General features: G+C 59.8%; 16 protein-coding genes. 5 read left to right on the top strand and 11 right to left on the bottom strand.

Translation table 11 applies throughout. The features are described from left to right. Window positions 1-39: 39 nt before the first annotated feature. Window positions 40-1,233 carry an efflux RND transporter periplasmic adaptor subunit gene (locus LOY36_RS17950; protein WP_258669492.1) on the bottom strand — a complete coding sequence of 398 codons (1,194 nt, stop codon included), beginning with the start codon at window positions 1,231-1,233 and terminating at the stop codon, window positions 40-42. A gap of 49 nt (window positions 1,234-1,282) precedes the next feature. Further along, window positions 1,283-2,542, bottom strand: coding sequence for a TolC family protein (locus LOY36_RS17955; RefSeq protein WP_258669495.1), 1,260 nt, complete (start codon window positions 2,540-2,542; stop codon window positions 1,283-1,285). Between the two features lie 467 nt (window positions 2,543-3,009). On the opposite strand from LOY36_RS17955, the gene LOY36_RS17960 reads away from it, so the two are divergent. Together LOY36_RS17960 and LOY36_RS17965 are read left to right on the top strand one after the other, a co-directional pair. After that, complete coding sequence (locus LOY36_RS17960; RefSeq protein WP_007940896.1) at window positions 3,010-3,684, top strand: heavy metal response regulator transcription factor; 675 nt, start codon at window positions 3,010-3,012, stop codon at window positions 3,682-3,684. Continuing rightward, a complete protein-coding gene (locus LOY36_RS17965; protein ID WP_258669499.1) occupies window positions 3,681-5,090 on the top strand; it encodes a heavy metal sensor histidine kinase in 1,410 nt (469 codons plus the stop codon). The genes LOY36_RS17960 and LOY36_RS17965 overlap by 4 nt, the downstream gene beginning before the upstream one ends. Before the next feature lie 82 nt (window positions 5,091-5,172). Here LOY36_RS17965 and LOY36_RS17970 read toward each other — a convergent pair whose 3' ends face one another. From LOY36_RS17970 to LOY36_RS17995, 6 genes are read right to left on the bottom strand one after another with little or no spacing between them, the layout of a single operon-like run. After that, entirely contained in the window at window positions 5,173-6,915 is a 1,743-nt protein-coding gene (locus LOY36_RS17970) for an ABC transporter substrate-binding protein (protein ID WP_258669502.1), read from the bottom strand. Window positions 6,916-6,961: 46 nt separating this feature from the next. Continuing rightward, entirely contained in the window at window positions 6,962-7,234 is a 273-nt protein-coding gene (locus LOY36_RS17975; protein WP_026345728.1) for a DUF2160 domain-containing protein, read from the bottom strand. A gap of 10 nt (window positions 7,235-7,244) precedes the next feature. Then, window positions 7,245-8,045 (bottom strand): carbohydrate ABC transporter permease, encoded by an 801-nt coding sequence (locus LOY36_RS17980; RefSeq protein WP_007940908.1) that lies wholly within the window; start codon window positions 8,043-8,045, stop codon window positions 7,245-7,247. Window positions 8,046-8,053: 8 nt separating this feature from the next. Beyond that, window positions 8,054-8,920, bottom strand: a complete 867-nt coding sequence (locus LOY36_RS17985; RefSeq protein ID WP_064618816.1) for a carbohydrate ABC transporter permease — start codon at window positions 8,918-8,920, stop codon at window positions 8,054-8,056. Then, window positions 8,917-10,032, bottom strand: a complete 1,116-nt coding sequence (locus LOY36_RS17990; RefSeq protein WP_258669506.1) for an ABC transporter ATP-binding protein — start codon at window positions 10,030-10,032, stop codon at window positions 8,917-8,919. The genes LOY36_RS17985 and LOY36_RS17990 overlap by 4 nt, the downstream gene beginning before the upstream one ends. Beyond that, on the bottom strand, window positions 10,032-11,126 hold the full coding sequence (locus tag LOY36_RS17995; RefSeq protein WP_018925486.1) for an ABC transporter ATP-binding protein: 1,095 nt from the start codon (window positions 11,124-11,126) through the stop codon (window positions 10,032-10,034). Before LOY36_RS17995 ends, LOY36_RS17990 begins: the two co-directional genes overlap by 1 nt. 430 nt (window positions 11,127-11,556) lie before the next feature. Here LOY36_RS17995 and LOY36_RS18000 point away from each other — a divergent pair, with 430 nt between their 5' ends. Further along, complete coding sequence (locus LOY36_RS18000) at window positions 11,557-13,437, top strand: sigma-54-dependent Fis family transcriptional regulator (RefSeq protein ID WP_258669507.1); 1,881 nt, start codon at window positions 11,557-11,559, stop codon at window positions 13,435-13,437. Between the two features lie 134 nt (window positions 13,438-13,571). On the opposite strand, the gene cysS is transcribed toward LOY36_RS18000, so the two are convergent. After that, window positions 13,572-14,954 (bottom strand): cysteine--tRNA ligase, encoded by a 1,383-nt coding sequence (gene cysS / locus LOY36_RS18005; RefSeq protein ID WP_258669508.1) that lies wholly within the window; start codon window positions 14,952-14,954, stop codon window positions 13,572-13,574. Between the two features lie 15 nt (window positions 14,955-14,969). Continuing rightward, window positions 14,970-16,670, bottom strand: a complete 1,701-nt coding sequence (locus tag LOY36_RS18010) for a glutamine--tRNA ligase/YqeY domain fusion protein (protein WP_258669511.1) — start codon at window positions 16,668-16,670, stop codon at window positions 14,970-14,972. A 262-nt stretch (window positions 16,671-16,932) separates the two neighbouring features. Here LOY36_RS18010 and LOY36_RS18015 point away from each other — a divergent pair, with 262 nt between their 5' ends. Together LOY36_RS18015 and lpxH are read left to right on the top strand one after the other, a co-directional pair. After that, window positions 16,933-17,436: a peptidylprolyl isomerase gene (locus LOY36_RS18015; protein WP_258669514.1), complete on the top strand. Its 504-nt coding sequence runs from the start codon at window positions 16,933-16,935 to the stop codon at window positions 17,434-17,436. Continuing rightward, complete coding sequence (gene lpxH, locus LOY36_RS18020; RefSeq protein WP_258669516.1) at window positions 17,433-18,161, top strand: UDP-2,3-diacylglucosamine diphosphatase; 729 nt, start codon at window positions 17,433-17,435, stop codon at window positions 18,159-18,161. The genes LOY36_RS18015 and lpxH overlap by 4 nt, the downstream gene beginning before the upstream one ends. Before the next feature lie 127 nt (window positions 18,162-18,288). Here lpxH and LOY36_RS18025 read toward each other — a convergent pair whose 3' ends face one another. Then, window positions 18,289-19,818: a DHA2 family efflux MFS transporter permease subunit gene (locus LOY36_RS18025; RefSeq protein ID WP_258669536.1), complete on the bottom strand. Its 1,530-nt coding sequence runs from the start codon at window positions 19,816-19,818 to the stop codon at window positions 18,289-18,291. Window positions 19,819-20,031: the final 213 nt, after the last annotated feature.

The following is a 20,031-nucleotide window of genomic DNA, read 5'->3' on the forward strand; positions in this document are numbered from 1 at the left end:
AGAACCTTCCGGTCGAGGTTGACGGATCAGTGGGAGCCTTCAATGAGAGTGCTCGGCCGAGGCTTTGCCCAATTCCGATTTGAGGACGAAGCTGCCGGCACTGGCGACTTGCACGCCCGGCTCCAGCCCTTGGGTGACTTCCACCAGACCGGCCGCGCGACTGCCCAACTCCACCGCTTGCGCCTTGAAGCCGTCATCGGTGCGCACGAACACCGTGGGTTTGTCCTCGACGGTCTGGATCGCGGTCTCGGGTACGGCGACCCTGGCTTGGCGACTGTCGGTCGCCACCAGCGCGTTGACGAACAGGCCGGGGCGCCACGAGCCTTGCGGATTTTCCAGGGTCACGCGGACCATTGCAGTGCGGGTCTGTTCACCGAGCAAACTGCCGACGTAGGCCACGGTGCCGGCGACTTCGGCATTGAGTTCCGGGGCGCTGACGGTGACCGGTTTGCCCACTCGCACCTTGTTCAGATCCTTGGGCGAAACGCCGAACGTCACCCACACTCGCGACAGGTCGGAGAGCGTAAACGCCGCCGTGGTTTCATCGACCACCTCCCCCGGCGTCAGGTGTTTTTCCACCACCACACCGTCGAACGGCGCGCGCAGTTCATAGCGATTGCCGCCGGTGGCGACCACGCTGCCACTGAGCACGCTGATTTTTTGTCGCGCATTGGTCAGGGCAATTTCGGCTTCTTCCAATGCCTGGCGTGCCTGAAGGAAATCCTGCTCGGCGGAGATCTTGTCCTGCCACAGTTTTTTCTCGCGTTCGTAGGTGGTGCGCGCCAAGGTCAGGCGACGCTGCGCGGCAGCCTGTTCGCTGCGCTGATCAGAGATCTGCTGACTGGCGATCACCGCCAGCAACTGGCCCTTCTTCACCGACTGCCCAAGATTGACCGACACCGACTCGACCACGCCGGGCACCCGAGGCACCACGTGCGCAGTGCGGTCTTCGTCAAAGCGCACTTCGCCGGGGAACGGCAAGCCGAGGCTGATGTTCTGCGCCCGCGCTTCGGCCAGTTGAATGCCCGCCGCGGTGATCTGTTCGGCGCTCAGTTCCAGGTGCCCTTCTTCTGCATGTTCGCCGTCGGCTGCTGCGCCTTCTTCAGCGTGATCCGCGTGCTCCGCCGCTTCATCGGCGTGCGCGTCGATGGACGCATCGCCCGGCCACATCGAGCCAATACCAATGCCCAGCGCCAACGTCGCCGCAGCCACCACGATCAGTTTTTTTTCCATGGAAACTCCTCTGCGCCATGCCATCGCGCAGTGATTTGAAAGATGAAATTCAAGGGCTGACGGTGAGGTCGCCGAAGATGCGTTCGATGCGTACTCGCGCGTCCGTCGCCTCGCTGACGGCCTGGATGTATTGGCTGCGGGCGCTGATCAGGGTGCGCTGGGCGTCGAGCACGTCGAGGAAGCCGAACTTGCCCATTTCGAAGCCGCGCGTGGCGCTGTCGACCGCACTTTGCGCGGCGGGCAGGATGGTCTGGTTGAACGCTTCGACTTCGCCGTTGGCGGTCTGCCATTGCTCAAGGCTGGTCTGGATTTCCGTGCGCAAACGCAGCTCGGTGGCGTTGCGCAGATCCCGCGCCTGATCGCTGCGCCGGGCTGCCGCCAGCACGTTGCCCTGGTTGCGGTTGAACAGCGGAATCGGCATCGACAGCCCGACCACGTTGACCCGCTCGCGCTCGGTTTCGTTGTATTGACTGCCGATGCTCACAGTCAGATCTGGAATGCGCTGCGACTTCTCCAGACCCAATGAGGCTTCGCGCTGATCGATCTGCAATTTGGCCAGACGCAGTTCGGCGGTCTCGTTCAGGCGCTCCAGCAATCGGCTCGCCGGCGGCACGGTGGGCATGCTTTGCGTGGCCGCTTGCACGGTGGTCGAGGCTGGCAACGGTGCGCCCATGACCTGCGCCAATTGTTGATAGGCGTTGGCCTGATCGCGTTCGGCGCGGCTCAGCTCCAGGCGCACTTCCAAGAGTTGCACTTGCGCCCGAGTGCCTTCGACCGGCGATGATTTACCGGCCTCGATGCGTCCTTGGGCGACGCGCAAACCGTGTTCGGCGAGTTGCAGCGACTGACGCGACAACTGCAAGCGTTGTTGCGCGGTCCGGGCGCTGTTGAACGCCTGAATCACATCGGCGCGCAAGGCATTGCGCTTGCGCTCCCATTCGATCCCGGCGGCGTCCTGCGCGCGGCTGGCGACGTCGATCCGTGCGCTACGTTTGCCGCCCAGTTCGATCGGTTGGCTGAGCATCAGCGTGGTGGTTCGCGAATCGCGCCGGGTGTCTTCAGCCTCCCATGACACTTCGGGGTTGGGGATCAGACCGGCCTGTTTGCGCTCACCCTCGGCGATGCCGATTTCCCACTGCGCAGCCGCCAGATCCGGGTTACCGGCGAATGCTGTTTGCAGGGCTTGATCGAGGGTCAGGGTCGATGCATGCACAAGACCCGTGCCGGCCAGCAATACAACGCTGGCCGTCACTGTCCTCGCTGTTTTTTTCAGGCGTGATCGCGCCGTCCGTTCTTTTAAACCGGGCAATGGAAGACTTCCTTTATTCAAGAATCTTTGATGCCGCCACGGTAGGGTTTTGAACTTATCGGCAAGGTGACTGGAACATTACAAATCCGTTATCCGCGGCATGTAGAAGTTGTTTTGATTTAGGATGCGAAGTGCGAAAGACGACATAGCAATACATGGAAACAAATACGCGGTAGTTATCTGCCAAACAGCACTTGCCTGAATGTGGCGCATGGGCATTCGGGTTTGCTTGCTGCGACAGGCTGTCGCAGATCGCCATATTCAGGGCTCAAGACCCAGCATTTCAGTTGACCCTGTAGCCACTACAGCCTTTACCTTGCACGCCATCACACAGGAAAACCGCTGTAGGAAACCAGCAACTCACAACCCCCAGCCATTATTCAAATCCGTCCGGAAGCCCCTACAAAAACAACAACTTTCCCGGCCACCTTAATTAAATATCCATTAAATAAAAGTGGTGATAGATCATGCGAATCCTTGTCGTCGAGGACGAGCTTAAAGCTGCCGAATACTTGCATCAGGGACTGACGGAAAGTGGTTATATCGTTGACCATGCGGCCACCGGCGCCGATGGACTGCATCTGGCGCAACAGCAGGCGTATGACCTGGTGATTCTGGATGTGAACCTGCCGGAACTCGATGGCTGGGGCGTGCTGGAACAATTGCGTCGCACCCATTCCACCCGAGTGATGATGCTCACCGCGCGCGGGCGTCTGGCCGACAAGATTCGTGGTCTGGATCTGGGTGCCGACGATTATCTGGTCAAGCCATTCGAGTTTCCGGAATTGCTGGCGCGGGTGCGCACGCTGATGCGCCGCAGCGAAAACATCCCGGTGCCGCAGGTGCTCAAAGTTGCCGACCTGGAACTTGATCCGGGCCGTCACCGCGCCTTTCGCGGCGAGCAGCGCATCGACCTGACCACCAAGGAGTTCGCCCTGCTGCATCTGCTGATGCGCCAGTCCGGCGAGGTGCTCACCCGTACCCAGATCATTTCGCTGGTGTGGGACATGAATTTCGACTGCGACACCAACGTGGTCGAAGTGTCGATCCGGCGTTTGCGGGCGAAGATCGACGACCCGTTCGACAGCAAACTGATCCACACCCTGCGCGGCGTCGGCTATGTCCTGGAGGCGCGGGAATGAAGCCGGCCAGCCTGTCGATGCGCCTGGGCCTGACGGTGAGTATTCTCGGCGCGCTACTGGTGGTGTTCCTGGCGATCCTTGCCTACTTTGCCCTGACCCATGAGTTGAACACGTTATCCAGAAACAGCCTGGCCCAGAAGGTGGAACAGGTGGAACACAGCCTGTCGCTGTACGCCGATCCCGCAGAAATTCGTTCGGCGCCGCACATTCTGCTCGATCAGGTCATGGGCCATGACAACCTCACCCTGACGATTTATGACCGCAGTAACTTGCGCACGCCTCTGTTGAAATCCGGCTCCGGCATGGCCGACCCGCGCCTTGAACGCAAGGCAGTACTGGCTGCCGACGAACCACTGGCGTTCTCCGACGGTACCGACGATCAAGGCAAGCACTACCTGACGGCCTCTCGGTTGGTCCGCATCAAGGACGGCACCCGCGTCCCGGTGCTGCTGTCGATGGACGATGCCCACAATCAGGCGTTGCTCAGCGCCTATTTGCGCTCGACGCTGATTGCTTTGCCATTGCTGCTGATCTTCATCGGCCTCAGTGCCTGGGCCGCCGTACAGCGGGGGCTGATGCCGTTGCGCGAGTTTCGCAAAGTGGCGGCGATGGTCTCGACGCAAGACCTCGACCATCGGTTGTCGGTGCTCGACATGCCCCAGGAACTCAGTGAACTGGCCCGGGGGATCAACGTCATGCTGGATCGCCTCGACAATGGTGTGCAGCAGTTGTCGCAGTTCTCCGATGACCTGGCCCATGAACTGCGCACGCCGATCAACAATTTGATGGGCAAGGCACAAGTGACGCTGTCCCGGGAACGCACGGCCGAGGCGTACAAAAACGTCTTGGTGTCCTGCACCGAAGAACTGGAGCGCGTCGCGCGGATTGTCTCGGACATGCTGTTTCTGGCGCAGGCCAGTAACCCGGCAGCGCTCACGTCCTTCGAGCCGGTCGCCCTGAAAGAAGAAGCCGAGAAAGTGGCCGACCTGTTTTCCTTGTCGGCGCAAGACAAGCGCATCAGCCTGAGCGTGACCGGCGCCAGCGCGCGGGTATTGGGTGACCGCCTGATGATTCAACGGGCGATCTCGAACCTGCTGTCCAACGCCCTGCGCCACTGCCCGGCCGGGCAAACGGTTTCGCTACACATTGAGCAAGAGGCGACTCAGGTTTCGCTGCGGGTCAGCAACCCTGGCGCGGGCATCGAAGCGCAGCATCTGCCGCACCTGTTCGACCGCTTTTACCGGGTCGACAGCAGCCGCTCCCGCTCGCAAGGCAGCACCGGACTGGGCCTGGCCATCGTGCGCTCGATCATGAGTTTGCATCAGGGAGTGGCCGAGGTTGAAAGCCTGCCCGGTGCGATGACCGTGTTCAGACTGGTTTTCCCCAAAGACGAAAATGCAATGTAGGTCACCGCAATACCTGGCGGTGGGACAGGCACAAAGTAAAACGGCACCTTTCGGTGCCGTTCGCGTTTCACATGACAGACAATTACTTACGCGCATCCGCCCATGATTTCAGCAGTTCGTTGTAGCTCACAGTTTCACCCTTGGGCTTCTCGTTGGCCAGTTTCGGCTTCGGTGCGCCCGGTTGGTCGAACCAGTATTGCGCGTCGCGTTCCGGGTTCATTTTCGGCGCGCAAGTGGCCTGGGCCTTGGAGCGTTCCAGACGGGTCATGATCGCGTCCTGATCCTTGGCCAGACCATCGAGCGCCTGTTGCGGGGTTTTCTCGCCGCTGGCGGCTTCGGCGATGTGGCTCCACCACAACTGCGCCAGACGCGGATAGTCCGGCACGTTGGTGCCGGTCGGGGTCCATTGCACCCGCGCCGGGCTGCGATAGAACTCGACCAGGCCACCGAGCTTCGGCGCCAGGTCGGTCATGGCTTGAGAGTTGATGTCCGACTCGCGGATCGGTGTCAGGCCGACGATGGTTTTCTTCAGCGACACGGTTTTCGAGGTCACGAACTGCGCGTACAGCCAGGCCGCGAGTTTCTGTTTCTCAGGCGTGGACTTCATGAATGTCCAGGAGCCCACGTCCTGATACCCAAGCTTCATCCCCTCTTCCCAATACGGCCCTCGCGGCGACGGCGCCATGCGCCACTTCGGCGTACCGTCGGCGTTCACCACCGGCAGGCCCGGTTTGGTCATGTCGGCGGTGAACGCGGTGTACCAGAAAATTTGCTGGGCGATGTTGCCCTGGGACGGCACCGGGCCGGATTCGGAGAAGGTCATGCCCGCCGCTTCCGGTGGCGCGTACTTCTTCAGCCAGTCGACGTATTTGGTGGTGGCAAACACCGCTGCCGGGCCGTTGGTATCGCCTCCGCGGGTCACGCTGGAGCCGACCGGATGGCAGTCTTCGACACGAATGCCCCACTCATCCACCGGCAAACCGTTGGGCAAGCCCTTGTCACCGCCGCCGGCCATGGAGAACCAGGCATCGGTAAAGCGCCAGCCCAGGGACGGATCTTTCTTGCCGTAGTCCATGTGCCCGTAGACCCGCTTGCCGTCGATTTCCTTGACGTCTTCGCTGAAGAATTTGGCGATGTCTTCATAGGCAGACCAGTTCACCGGCACGCCCAGTTCATAGCCATACTTTTCCTTGAACTTGGCTTTCAGGTCCGCCCGCTCGAACCAGTCGGCGCGGAACCAGTAGAGGTTGGCGAACTGTTGATCGGGCAATTGATAGAGCTTGCCATCGGGCGCGGTGGTGAAGGAGGTGCCGATGAAGTCCTTGATGTCGAGGGTTGGCGAGGTGAAGTTTTTACCTTCATTGGCCATCAGGTCGGTAATAGCTTCAGTCTTGCCGTAACGGAAATGGGTGCCGATCAGGTCCGAGTCGTTGACCCAGCCGTCATAGATGCTCTTGTCCGACTGCATCACGGTCTGCAGCTTTTCCACCACATCGCCTTCTTGCAGCAGGTCGTGGGTGACTTTGATCCCGGTGATCTCGGTGAAGGCCTTGGCCAGCACCTTGGACTCGTATTCATGGGTGGTCAGGGTTTCCGAGACAACCTTGATGTCCATCCCGCGAAACGGCTCGGCCACCTTGATGAACCACTTCAATTCCGCGAGTTGCTGATCGGCCGTCAGGGTGGACGGTTTGAATTCGCCGCCGATCCACTTCTTCGCGGCGTCTTCGTAGGCATCAGCCCAGGCCGATGCGCTCAAACCGCTGAGTGCCAGCATGGCTGCCAGTGAAATGCTATGTCGCAGCTTATTGTTTTTATCGAACATAAGACCTCCTTTATGGGTTTCGGAGCAACATTGCCGAGCGATTCGACTAGCCCCAACGCATCACAGCCAACAGCCACACCAGGGACAACGCGAACGCTATCCAGATGCTCCAGTCGGTGACGCCGATTACCAGCAAATGCAGGTAGGCGCTGCCGAGAAGACCGATAAACAGCCGATCGCCACGGGTGGTGGTAATCGGCAGAAAACCTTTTCGAAGAATGCTTGGCGAACGCAACTCCCAAGTCGTCATGCCCACCAGGATCAAGGCTATGACGCCGAAGAACGCCGCCGTCGGGCTGGTCCAACTCATCCATTCCATCATCAGTTCCTCATACCCGGCCCAGGGCAAAGCCCTTGGCCACGTGGTTGCGAACAAACCAGATCACCAGCATGCCCGGCAGGATGGTCAACACCCCCGCCGCTGCCAGCACGCCCCAGTCGATGCCGGAGGCCGAGACCGTGCGGGTCATCACCGCGGCGATGGGTTTGGCGTTCACCGATGTCAGGGTTCGCGCCAGCAACAGTTCGACCCAGGAAAACATGAAGCAGAAGAACGCCGTGACACCGATCCCGGAGCCGATCAGCGGAACGAAAATCTTCACGAAGAACTTGGGAAAGCTGTAGCCATCGATGTAGGCGGTTTCGTCGATTTCCTTGGGAACGCCAGACATGAAGCCCTCAAGAATCCACACTGCCAGCGGCACGTTAAACAGACAGTGAGCCAACGCCACCGCGATGTGCGTGTCGAACAAGCCGATCGAGGAATACAGCTGGAAGAACGGCAGCAGGAACACCGCCGGCGGTGCCATGCGGTTGGTCAGCAGCCAGAAGAACAGGTGCTTGTCGCCGAGGAAGCGATAGCGCGAAAACGCATACGCCGCCGGCAACGCCACGATCAGGGAAATGATTGTGTTCATGCTGACGTAGTACGCCGAGTTGAGGTAGCCGGTGTACCAGCTCGGGTCGGTGAAGATCACCTTGTAGTTGGCGAAAGTGAAATCCTGGGGAAACAGGGTCAGGCCGCCGAGGATTTCGGTGTTGCTCTTGAAGGACATGTTCAGCAGCCAGTAGATCGGCACCAGCAGGAACAGGATGTAGACCAGCAGTGGAATCAGCTTTCTCTTGCTCATGGCAGGCCTCACCGATTGGCGTCAGAGTGAGTCATGGCGGTGTAGAACAGCCACGACACCAACAGGATGATCAGGAAGTACACCAGCGAGAAAGCCGCTGCCGGGCCGAGGTCGAATTGCCCTACGGCCATTTGGGTCAAGGTCTGACTCAAGAAGGTCGTGGCATTGCCCGGACCACCACCGGTCAGCACGAACGGCTCGGTGTAGATCATGAAACTGTCCATGAACCGCAGCATCACCGCGATCAGCAGTACGCTCTTGAGCTTGGGCAACTGGATGTGCCGGAACACCGCCCAGGCCGACGCCCGATCGATCCGTGCCGCCTGGTAATACACGTCCGGAATCGCCCGCAGCCCGGAGAAACACAACAACGCCACCAGCGACGTCCAGTGCCAGACATCCATCACCAACACCGTGACCCAGGCGTCCATGGTGTTGGCCGCATAGTTGTAGCTGATGCCCATGCCGTTGAGGCTGGACCCGAGCAAGCCGATGTCGGCCCGGCCGAAAATCTGCCAGATGGTACCGACCACGTTCCACGGGATCAGCAGCGGAATCGCCAGGATAATCAGCACCAGCGACGACCAGCGGCCCTTGATCGGCATGGTCAGGGCGATGGCAATGCCCAACGGAATTTCGATCAACAACACGCAGGCGGAATAGATGAACTGACGCAGCAGCGAGTCATGCAACCGTGGGTCGAGCAGCACCTGTTTGTACCAGTCGGCGCCGACGAAATAGCGGCTGGACTGGTCGAAGATGTCCTGCACCGAGTAGTTGACCACGGTCATCATCGGGATCACCGCACTGAACGCCACCAGCAGGAACACCGGCAACACCAGCCACCAGGCCTTGTTGTTCTGCACCTTGTTCATGGCTGCACCTCGTTAATGGCTTTCGCTTCCAGCAAATAATCATCGGCATAAACCATCAGCCATTGCCCCGGGAAACTGATGTACGCCGTGCCGTCGGGCACCGGTTTGTCTTCGGCCAGGCGTACTTTCAGCAGAACGCCGTCGAGGTTCAGGGTCATGATTTTGTAGGTGCCCAGGTCCTCGACGTGTACGACCTTGGCCCGCAACGCGTCATCAAAGGCCTCCTCCCACACATGAACGAACTCCGGACGGATGCCGACCTTCAGGGTTTTCCATTGGCTGTCGGCGATGCGTTTCTGCATCGCGTCGGACAATGGCAAATGAGTCCCGGCAAAACCGACACCGCCGGCCTGCGGCTGGACGTCGATCAGGTTCATCCCCGGGCTGCCGATGAAATAACCGACAAAGGTGTGGCTCGGCCGTTCGAACAATTCCCGTGGCGTACCGAACTGCACGATCTGCCCGCCGTACATCACCGCGATCTTGTCGGCGAAGGTCGAGGCTTCGAGCTGATCGTGGGTGACGTAGACCATGGTGATGTTGAACTGCTCGTGGATCTGCTTGAGCTTGCGCCGCAGCTTCCACTTCAGGTGCGGGTCGATCACCGTCAGCGGTTCATCGAAGAGGATCGCCGACACGTCATCGCGCACCAGCCCACGGCCCATGGAGACTTTCTGCTTTTCATCGGCGGTGAGGTTACGCGCCTTCTTGTGCAGCAACGCCTGAAGGTCGAGGACTTCGGCGATTTCATGCACCTTGCTGAAAATCTTCGCTTCGACCATGCCCTGATTGCGCAGCGGGAAAGCCAGGTTGTCGAACACCGTCATGGTGTCGTAGACCACCGGAAACTGGAAAACCTGGGCGATGTTGCGCTTTTCCGGGGTCAGTTCGTTGACCACTTTACTGTCGAACAACACCTGGCCCTGGGACGGGCTGAGCAACCCGGAAATGATGTTGAGCAAGGTCGACTTGCCGCACCCCGATGGCCCGAGCAGCGCATAGGCGCCGCCCTGTTCCCAGACGTGGTCCATCTCGCGGATCGCGTAATCCTCGGGGCCGGTCGGTGTGTGGGTGTAGCTGTGGGCAAGGCTCTGCAAACGGATTTCGGCCATCAGGCAACCCTCGCAATACGGCGACCGGGCGCCTGGACCAGCCGCCCCTGCATGTCGAACACAAACAGTTTATGAGTCGGGATATAGATGCGAATCGGCGCATCGACGTCGTATTCGTGCACCCCCGGCAAGTGCAGCACCAACAGGAAATACTCGTTGCGCACATGGAGGAAGGTTTCCGAACCGCTGATCTCGGCCACCTCGACGGTCACCGCCAGTTCCAGATCGTCGTCGTTGCTCGGCACCAGCGAGATATGGCTGGGACGCACGCCGAAACGGAACTCGCCCTCGCCCACCGGACGCAGATCGACGTTCAACGGGAAGTGCACGAAATTGGCGAAACTGACTTCGTTGCCGGCAATGCGCCCCGGCATCAGGTTGATCGGTGGCTCGGAGAACAACTCCGCCGCCAGCACGGTTTGCGGCTGGTGATACACCTCGGAGGACTTGCCGCTCTGAATCACCCGGCCTTCGTGAAGAATCGTCGTGGTGCCGCCCAGCGCCAGGGCTTCGTTGGGTTCGGTGGTGGCGTAAATCGCGATGGTATTGCGCGCCTTGAACAGCTCGCGCATTTCCTGGCGCAGCTCTTCGCGCAGCTTGTAGTCGAGGTTGACCAGCGGCTCGTCGAACAGAATCAGCTCGGCGTCCTTGACCAGCGCCCGGGCCATGGCCGTGCGCTGCTGCTGGCCGCCGGAGAGCTCCAGTGGATGGCGCTGGAGAAACTTCTCGATGCGCAGCATCTTCGCGGTTTCCAGCACTTTGCTCTGGATCAACTCATTGGCAACGCCGCCCTGACGCAGCGGCGAGGCGATGTTCTCGAACACCGTCATGGTCGGGTAATTGATGAATTGCTGATAGACCATCGACACGTTGCGCAAACGCACCGGGCGCTGGGTGACGTCGACGCCGTTCATCAGGATGCGACCGCTGTCGGGCTTGTCCAGACCGGCCATCAGGCGCATGAGGCTGGTTTTGCCGGACAGCGTGCGACCGAGCAAAACGTTGAACGATCCGGGTTCGAAATTAAGGCACGCATCGTCGATCCAGGTCTGGCCTTCGATGGTGCGGCTGACGTGTTCCAGGATTAGTGACATGGCTCGGCCTTTTTTTATTTTTTGAGTCAAGCGACCGGAGCTACATAGCGACATCCGTGCCAAAAATCTCAAGCGTTTGATTTTGCTGGAAATTCCTTCAAACAAGCTAAAAATCGCATTCGTTGCTGAACAGAAATGAACAACCACGAATGAACAATTGAACAGTTCAACGATTGACAATGAACAAATGTGAACAACACTCTACGGATGCTTTAGCAAGACGATTACTCGAATCCCCCACATCCTGTGTAGCAGCTGGCGAAGCCTGCGTTCGGCGACGCAGTCGTCGTAAGACCTGTTTGCGTGGTCGTCCTGATACACCGCGACGCCTGATTTCACGACGACTGCGTCGCCGAACGCAGGCTTCGCCAGCTGCTACATGAAGCGTGTTACTCATAACAAAAATAATAATGCCCAGAGATCGACCGCCATGGCCGTACCTGTCTCAAAGCGCTCCCACGATGCCATCATCCAGGACTCCTGGTCCCGCTGCCGCGCGTTCGGGCTCGATCATCAGAGCGCTCCGGCGTTCGATCAGCTGCCGGCAGACGGCATCGCCCACTTGCTGGAGAGCCAGCATTCCCTGGTGCAAACCACCCATCAGGAAGTCCTGCCGTATTACGAAAACATCCTCAGCAACTCCAATTGCCTGATCATGCTCGCCGACAATCACGGCCAGGTGCTGACGTCGTGGGGCACCCAGCGTTTCATCGAGCCGAGCCTGACCCGCGGTTTCAGCGTCGGCGCCAGCTGGATGGAGCATTGCAGCGGGACCAATGCGATCGGCACCGCGTTGGCCTGCGAGCAGGCCGTGCACATCGAGCACGATGAGCATTTCCTCAAGGCCAACCGCTTCATGACCGGTTCCGCCGCGCCGATTTTCGATGCCGAGCGCAAGGTGATCGCGGTGCTGGATGTGTCCAGCGACAGCTACCTGCCGCCCTCCCACACCCTGGGCATGGTCAAGATGATGAGCCAGACCGTGGAGAACCGGCTGATCCTCAACCTGTTCCACGGCCAGCATTTCCAACTGACCTTCAACACCGGGCTGAACAACCTCGACAGTCAATGGGCCGGGCTGTTGATCTTCGATGAAACCGGCCAGGTGCTGTCGGCCAATCGCCGGGCCGACAATCTGCTGGGCATCAGTCTGTCGCGGGTCAGCGTCGAAAGCCTGTTCAAAGTTTCGTTGATGGAGCTGCTGAATCAGCCGGACGGCCTGCCGTTTTCCCTGCAAGCATCAGGAAGCAACCGTTTCCAGTGCGTGCTGAAACGACCGAAACAGGCGTCGATTCAGGCGCGGCTGTTTGCAGAAAAAAAGAGCACTGAAACGAAAAGCCCTGAAATAAAGTGCACTGAGCCCGCCCTGGCAGCACCCGCCGCAATCAGCCTCAACACCCTGCACTTCGGCGACAGCCGCGTGGAAAAAGCCGTGCGCCAGGCCGAGCGTTTGCTGGAGAAGGACATTCCATTGTTGATCCACGGGGAAACCGGGGTCGGCAAGGAAGTCTTCGTCAAAGCCCTGCACCACGCCAGCTCACGCAGCAAACAACCATTCATTGCCGTCAACTGTGCAGCGATCCCCGCCGAACTGGTGGAGTCCGAGCTGTTTGGCTACGAGAAAGGCGCGTTCACCGGCGCCAACCAGAAAGGCAGCATCGGGCTGATCCGCAAGGCCGACAAAGGCACCCTGTTCCTCGATGAAATCGGCGACATGCCGCTACCGACCCAGGCACGGCTGCTGAGGGTGTTGCAGGAACGTTGCGTACAACCGGTGGGCAGCAGCGAGTTGTTCCCGGTGGACATCCGGATCATCTCGGCGACCAACCGCTCATTGCGCGAGCAGGTGCAGTTGGGGCGGTTTCGTGAGGATTTGTATTACCGCATCGGTGGTTTGACCCTGGAACTGCCACCGCTCAGGGAACGCAGCGACAAGCAGGCACTGTTCAAGCGCTTGTGGGAACAACACCGCGAACCGTCGCAGTGGGCCGGGTTGAGCCCCGAGGTGTTGGAACTGTTCAGCCGCCATCCGTGGCCGGGGAATTTGCGCCAGGTCAGCAGCGTGATGCAGGTGGCGTTGGCCATGGCCGAAGAGCAACCCGTGCGACCGGAGCATTTACCGGATGATTTTTTTGTCGATCTGGAAATGGAGCCGGTGGATACGCCGGAGCCGATAGCCGTTGATTTGAATGATGCCGAGGCATTGAATCGGCAGTTGCAGGCGGCCGGGGGGAATATCTCCCATTTAGCCCGCAGGCTCGGGGTTAGCCGGAATACCCTTTACAAGCGATTGCGCCAGACAGGCGACTGATTGATCGTTCCCACGCTCCGCGTGGGAATGCAGCCCGGGACGCTCTGCGTCCCATGCCGAAGCGGACGCGGAGCGTCCATTGAGGCATTCCCACGCAGAGCGTGGGAACGATCAATCAGAGCGCGGGACGATCATCAGTCAGCCAGACGCCAGGTCGTGCCGCCCTTGCCGTCTTCCAGCACCACGCCCATGGCGGTGAGCTGGTCGCGGATGCGGTCGGATTCGGCCCAGTCCTTGTTCGCGCGAGCGGTCAATCGCGCCTGGATCAGTGCGTCAACCTCAGCCGCATCAACCCGCCCTTCGGCACCGGCCTGCAGGAAGTCATCGGCCTCAAGCTGCAACACACCCAGCACACTGGCCAGCTCTTTCAAACGCGCCGCCAAACCCGCCGCAGCAGCCAGATCGCTCTCGCGCAGACGGTTGATCTCGCGGACCATCTCGAACAGGACGGCGCAGGCTTCCGGCGTGCCGAAGTCGTCGTTCATCACCTGGGTGAAACGCTCGACGAAGGCTTCGCCACCCGCCGGTGCCACTTTCGGCAAGCCTTTCAACGCATGGTAGAAACGCTCGAGGGCGCCCTTGGCGTCCTTGAGGTTGTCTTCCGAATAGTTGATCGCGCTGCGGTAGTGGCTCGACACCAGCAGGTAACGCACGACTTCCGGGTGGTACTTGTCGAGCACGTCGCGAATGGTGAAGAAGTTGTTCAAGGACTTGGACATCTTCTCGCCATTGATGCGAATCATGCCGCAATGCATCCACGCGTTGGCGTAGGTCTTGCCGGTGGCCGCTTCGCTCTGGGCGATTTCGTTTTCGTGGTGCGGAAACTCGAGGTCGCTGCCGCCGCCATGAATGTCGAAGGTCTCGCCCAGGCAGCAGGTGGACATCACGGAGCATTCGATGTGCCAGCCCGGACGACCGTCGCCCCACGGCGATGGCCAGCTCGGTTCGCCCGGCTTGGCGCCTTTCCACAGCACGAAGTCCAGCGGGTCCTGTTTCGACTCGTCGACTTCGATTCGTGCACCGATACGCAGGTCTTCGATCTTCTTGCGCGACAGCTTGCCGTAGCCCATGAACTTGGCGACGCGGTAGTACACGTCGCCATTGCCCGGTGCGTAGGCGTAGCCCTTGTCGATCAGGGTCTGGATCATCGCGTGCATGCCCGGGATGTGATCCGTGGCACGCGGCTCCATGTCCGGCTTTTTGATGTTCAGGCGCGCTTCATCTTCGTGCATCGCCGCGATCATGCGCTCGGTCAGCGCTTCGAACGACTCGCCGTTCTCGTTGGCCCGATTGATGATCTTGTCGTCGATATCGGTGATGTTGCGCACGTAGGTCAGGTCGTAACCGCTGAACCGCAACCAGCGGGTCACCAGGTCGAACGCGACCATGCTGCGGCCGTGGCCCAGGTGGCAGTAGTCATATACGGTCATCCCGCAGACGTACATGCGCACCTTGTTGCCATCCAGCGGCTTGAAGACTTCTTTGCTCTTGGTGAGCGTGTTGTAGATCGTAAGCACTTTAATTTCCTTGAATCACTGGCCCCACGAATCACGCAGGGTCACGGTACGGTTGAATACCGGAGCGCCCGGTTTCGAGTCCTTGATATCCGCGACGAAGTAACCTTCGCGCTCGAACTGGAAACGGTCTTCCGGCTGTGCGTTGCCCAACGAGGGTTCAGCACGACAACCGGTGAGGACTTGCAGTGAGTCAGGGTTGATGTTGTCCAGGAAACTGGCGCTGTCTTCGGCCTTCTCCGGGTTCGGAGAACGGAACAGACGATCGTACAGACGCACTTCGCACTCGACGCTGGCCGCGGCCGGCACCCAGTGGATCACGCCTTTGACCTTGCGACCTTCAGGGTTCTTGCCCAGGGTTTGCGGGTCGTACGAGCAGCGCAGTTCGACGATGTTGCCATCGGCGTCCTTGATCGCTTCGTCGGCACGGATCACGTAGCTGCCGCGTAGACGCACTTCGCCGTTCGGCTCCAGGCGCTTGTAGCCTTTTGGCGGCTCTTCCATGAAGTCATCGCGGTCGATGTAGATTTCACGGGCGAACGGCAGCTTGCGCACGCCGAGTTCTTCTTTCTGCGGATGACGTGGCAGTTCGAGATTCTCGACTTGGTCTTCCGGGTAGTTGGTGATCACGACTTTCAACGGACGCAGCACGCACATGGCGCGCGGGGCATTCGCGTCCAGGTCCTGACGGATGCTGAACTCGAGCATGCCGAAGTCGACCACGCCATCGGAACGGTTGGTGCCGATCATGTCGCAGAAGTTGCGGATCGACGCCGGGGTGTAGCCGCGGCGGCGGAAGCCCGACAGCGTGGACATGCGCGGATCGTCCCAGCCGTTGACGTGTTTCTCGTCCACAAGCTGCTTGAGCTTGCGCTTGCTGGTGATGGTGTAGTTCAGATTCAGACGGCTGAACTCGTACTGACGCGGGTGCGCCGGTACTGGCAGGCTGTCGAGGAACCAGTCGTACAGCGGACGATGGCTTTCGAACTCCAGGGTGCAGATCGAGTGGGTGATGCCTTCGATGGCGTCCGACTGACCGTGGGTGAAGTCATAGTTCGGGTAAATGCACCACTTGTCACCGGTCTGGTGGTGATGGGCATGACGAATGCGGTACATGATCGGGTCGCGCAGGTTCATGTTCGGCGAGGCCATGTCGATCTTGGCCCGCAGCACGCGTGCGCCGTCCTTGAATTCGCCGGCCTTCATGCGGGCGAACAGGTCGAGGTTTTCTTCAACCGAGCGGTCGCGGAACGGGCTGTTCTTGCCCGGCTCGGTCAGAGTGCCGCGATATTCCTTGGCCTGTTCAGGGGTCAGGTCGTCGACGTAGGCCTTGCCGGCCTTGATCAGCTCTACCGCCCAGTCGTGCAACTGGTCGAAATACTGCGAGGCATAGCGCACTTCACCGGACCATTCGAAGCCCAGCCATTTGACGTCGCTTTCGATCGCGTCGATGTATTCCTGGTCTTCCTTGGCCGGGTTAGTGTCGTCGAAACGCAGGTGCGTGACGCCGCCGAACTCCTGGGCCAGGCCGAAGTTCACGCAAATCGACTTGGCGTGACCGATGTGCAGGTAGCCATTGGGCTCAGGCGGGAAACGAGTAACGATCTGCGTGTGCTTACCCGAGTCCAGGTCCGCCTGGATGATCGGGCGCAGGAAATTGACCGGCACGGCAGGGCCGGTCTTGGAATTCGAGGTAGGGTCGACAGTGGGCTTGCTCATAGGATCCTTGAACGTACAAGTGCGCGGCCAGTTGGCCAAATCAAAGCGGCTGTTATAAATCAAAGGGGCTTATCATAGCCGATGCTGTCAAGTGGCTGACAGAGCAGGCCGGCAATCGGTTGCATTTAATCGGCCGGCGATGAAAAACAGCCTCGAAATTCACGCCCGGCACGCTAAACTGCGCACCTTGGCCGACACTGGCCGGACCGGTTGAGGGCCAAAGCGCCCTGAAACCCACGAATTTCTATAAAGAGTACTGATCATGACTCAAGTCAAACTGTCTACCAACTTCGGCGACATCGTCCTGGAACTGAACGCTGAAAAGGCACCGCTGACCGTTGCCAACTTCATCGAATACGTCAAGGCCGGTCACTACGAAAACACCGTTTTCCACCGCGTCATCGGTAACTTCATGATCCAGGGCGGCGGTTTCGAGCCAGGCATGAAAGAAAAGAAAGACAAGCGCCCAAGCATCCAGAACGAAGCCGACAACGGCCTGCCGAACGTGAAGTACAGCGTGGCCATGGCCCGCACCATGGAGCCGCATTCGGCTTCCGCCCAGTTCTTCATCAACGTGGCTGACAACAGCTTCCTGAACCACAGCGCCAAGACCGTTCAGGGTTGGGGCTACGCCGTATTCGCCAAAGTAGTTGAAGGCACCGACGTCGTCGACAAGATCAAAGGCGTGGCCACCACCTCCAAGGCCGGTCACCAGGACGTACCTGCAGACGACGTGATCATCGAGAAAGCCGAGATCATTGAGTGATACTGCTGATTTCAGACTTGCATCTGGAAGAGGAGCGCCCGGACATTACCCGGGCGTTTCTGGATTTGCTCGCTGGACGCGCCCGCTCGGCGAGTGCGCTGTACATTCTGGGCGACTTTTTCGAGGCGTGGATTGGCGACGATGCCATGACAGCCTTCCAGCGTTCCATCTGCCAAGCCCTGCGGAACTTAAGCGACAGCGGCACGGCCATTTTCCTGATGCACGGCAATCGCGACTTCATGCTCGGCAAGGCCTTCTGCAAAGCAGCCGGCTGTACCTTGCTCAAAGATCCGAGTGTCGTGCAGTTTTACGGCGAGCCGGTGCTGTTAATGCACGGCGACAGCCTCTGCACCCGCGACGTCGGTTATATGAAGCTGCGACGCTATCTGCGCAACCCGATCACCCTGTTCATCCTGCGCCATCTGCCCTTGGGCACCCGGCATAAACTGGCGCGCAAGCTGCGCAGCGAAAGCCGTGCGCAGACGCGGATGAAGGCCAATGACATTGTCGATGTCACGCCGGAAGAGATTCCGCGGATCATGCAGCAATATGGTGTGAAAACCTTGATCCACGGCCACACCCATCGCCCCGCCATCCACAAGTTGCAGATTGGCGCGCAGGCGGCCAAGCGTATTGTGTTGGGGGATTGGGACCGTCAAGGCTGGGCGTTGCAGGTGGATGAGCAAGGGTTTGCGTTGGCGCCGTTTGATTACGTTACGCCATAAAAACCTAAGATCAAAAGATCGCAGCCTCGTTTCACTCGACAGCTCCTACATTGACCACGTTAGGCAATGCACCTGTAGGAGCTGTCGAGCGGAGCGAGGCTGCGATCTTTTAACAGGCGCCACCAAATCAATGCCCTGCCGAAGCCGGCCCCGCCTTCGCCGCAAACGGCGGTTTCGCCAGCCACACCAGCAGAATCAACCCCATGAACGCCCACCCCAGCAACGTGAAGTAATCCATGGTGGAGAGCATGTACGCCTGACTGGTCAGCACATGATCCAGCTGCGCGTAGGCCGGGTTGCCCGCCCCGCCCAGCGTGTTCAACGCCTCCCGGGTCGCCGGCTCATAGGTGGTGATGCTTTCACTCAGATACGCATGGTGCTGATCGGCCCGGCGAATCCAGATCCAGGTGGTCAACGACGCCGCAAAACTACCGCCCAGGGTCCGCAGGAAGGTCGCCAGCCCCGCACCGTCGGCAATCTGGCTCGGCGGCAGGTCCGACATCAAAATGCTCAAGGTCGGCATGAAGAACAGCGCCACGCCGATACCCATGAACAGCTGTACCAGAGCGATGTGCTGGAAGTCCACTTCGTTGGTAAACCCGGCGCGCATGAAACAACTCAAACCGATGCACAGGAACGCGCCACCGGCCAGCAGTCGCAGGTCGAACCGGTGCGCATACTTGCCGACAAACGGCGACAACACCACCGGCAGAATACCGATCGGCGCCACCGCCAATCCGGCCCAGGTTGCGGTGTAGCCCATCTGGGTTTGCAGCCATTGCGGCAGGATCAGGTTGATGCCGAAGAACCCGGCGTAACCACCCACCAGCACAATGGTGCCGATGCGGAAGTTGCGGTAGGCGAACAGCCGCAGGTTGACCACCGGGTGTTTGTCGGTCATTTCCCAGATCACGAACACCGCCAGCGCAATCACCGAAATAGCCGCGCCGATGATGATGAAATTCGACTCGAACCAGTCCAGGTCATTGCCCTTGTCGAGGATCACCTGCAACGCGCCGACGCCAATGATCAAGGTGATCAGACCCACGTAATCCATCGGCTGGTAACTGGTCTCCACCGGACGCGCCTTGAGCTGCTGGCGCACCACCATCACGGCGAAAACCCCGATCGGCACGTTGATAAAGAAGATCCACGGCCAGCTGTAGCTGTCGGTGATCCAGCCGCCGAGGATGGGGCCGGCAATCGGCGCCACTACCGTGACCATCGCCAGCAACGCCAGGGCCATGCCGCGCCTCGCGGGCGGATAGACCGCGATCAACAGCGTCTGGGTCATCGGGTACAACGGCCCGGCCACCAGGCCTTGCAGCACCCGAAAGCCAATCAGCTCCGGCATTGAGGTCGAGATACCGCACAGAAACGACGCCAGTACGAACAGCATCGTCGCCCACAGAAACAGTTTCACCTCACCAAAGCGCCGGCTGAGCCAACCGGTCAGCGGCAGCGCGATGGCGTTGCTCACGGCAAACGAGGTGATTACCCAGGTGCCCTGCTCCGAACTCACGCCCAGGTTGCCGGAAATCGTCGGCAAGGCCACGTTGGCGATGGTGGTGTCGAGCACCTGCATGAACGTCGCCAGCGACAGGCCGATGGTGCTGAGCACCAGGCTGGGCGGCGAGAAAGAGGCGTTATGGCTCATCGCGAATCCTTTGGAGCTGAATTTTTTGGAGCGGGATTGGCACAGCGCCTGTTACTGACGCAGCTGACCTTGTGGGAGCAAGCTTTTGTGGCGAGGGAGCTTGCTCCCGTTGGGTCGCGAAGCGGCCCTAGAAGATGGGACTGCTGCGCAGTCCAACGGGGCGATGCGGCGTTCCGACAAGCCCCCTCGCCACAAAAGCTCGCTCCCACAGGG

Source organism: Pseudomonas sp. B21-019 (assembly GCF_024749225.1).
Classification (GTDB): Bacteria; Pseudomonadota; Gammaproteobacteria; order Pseudomonadales; family Pseudomonadaceae; genus Aquipseudomonas.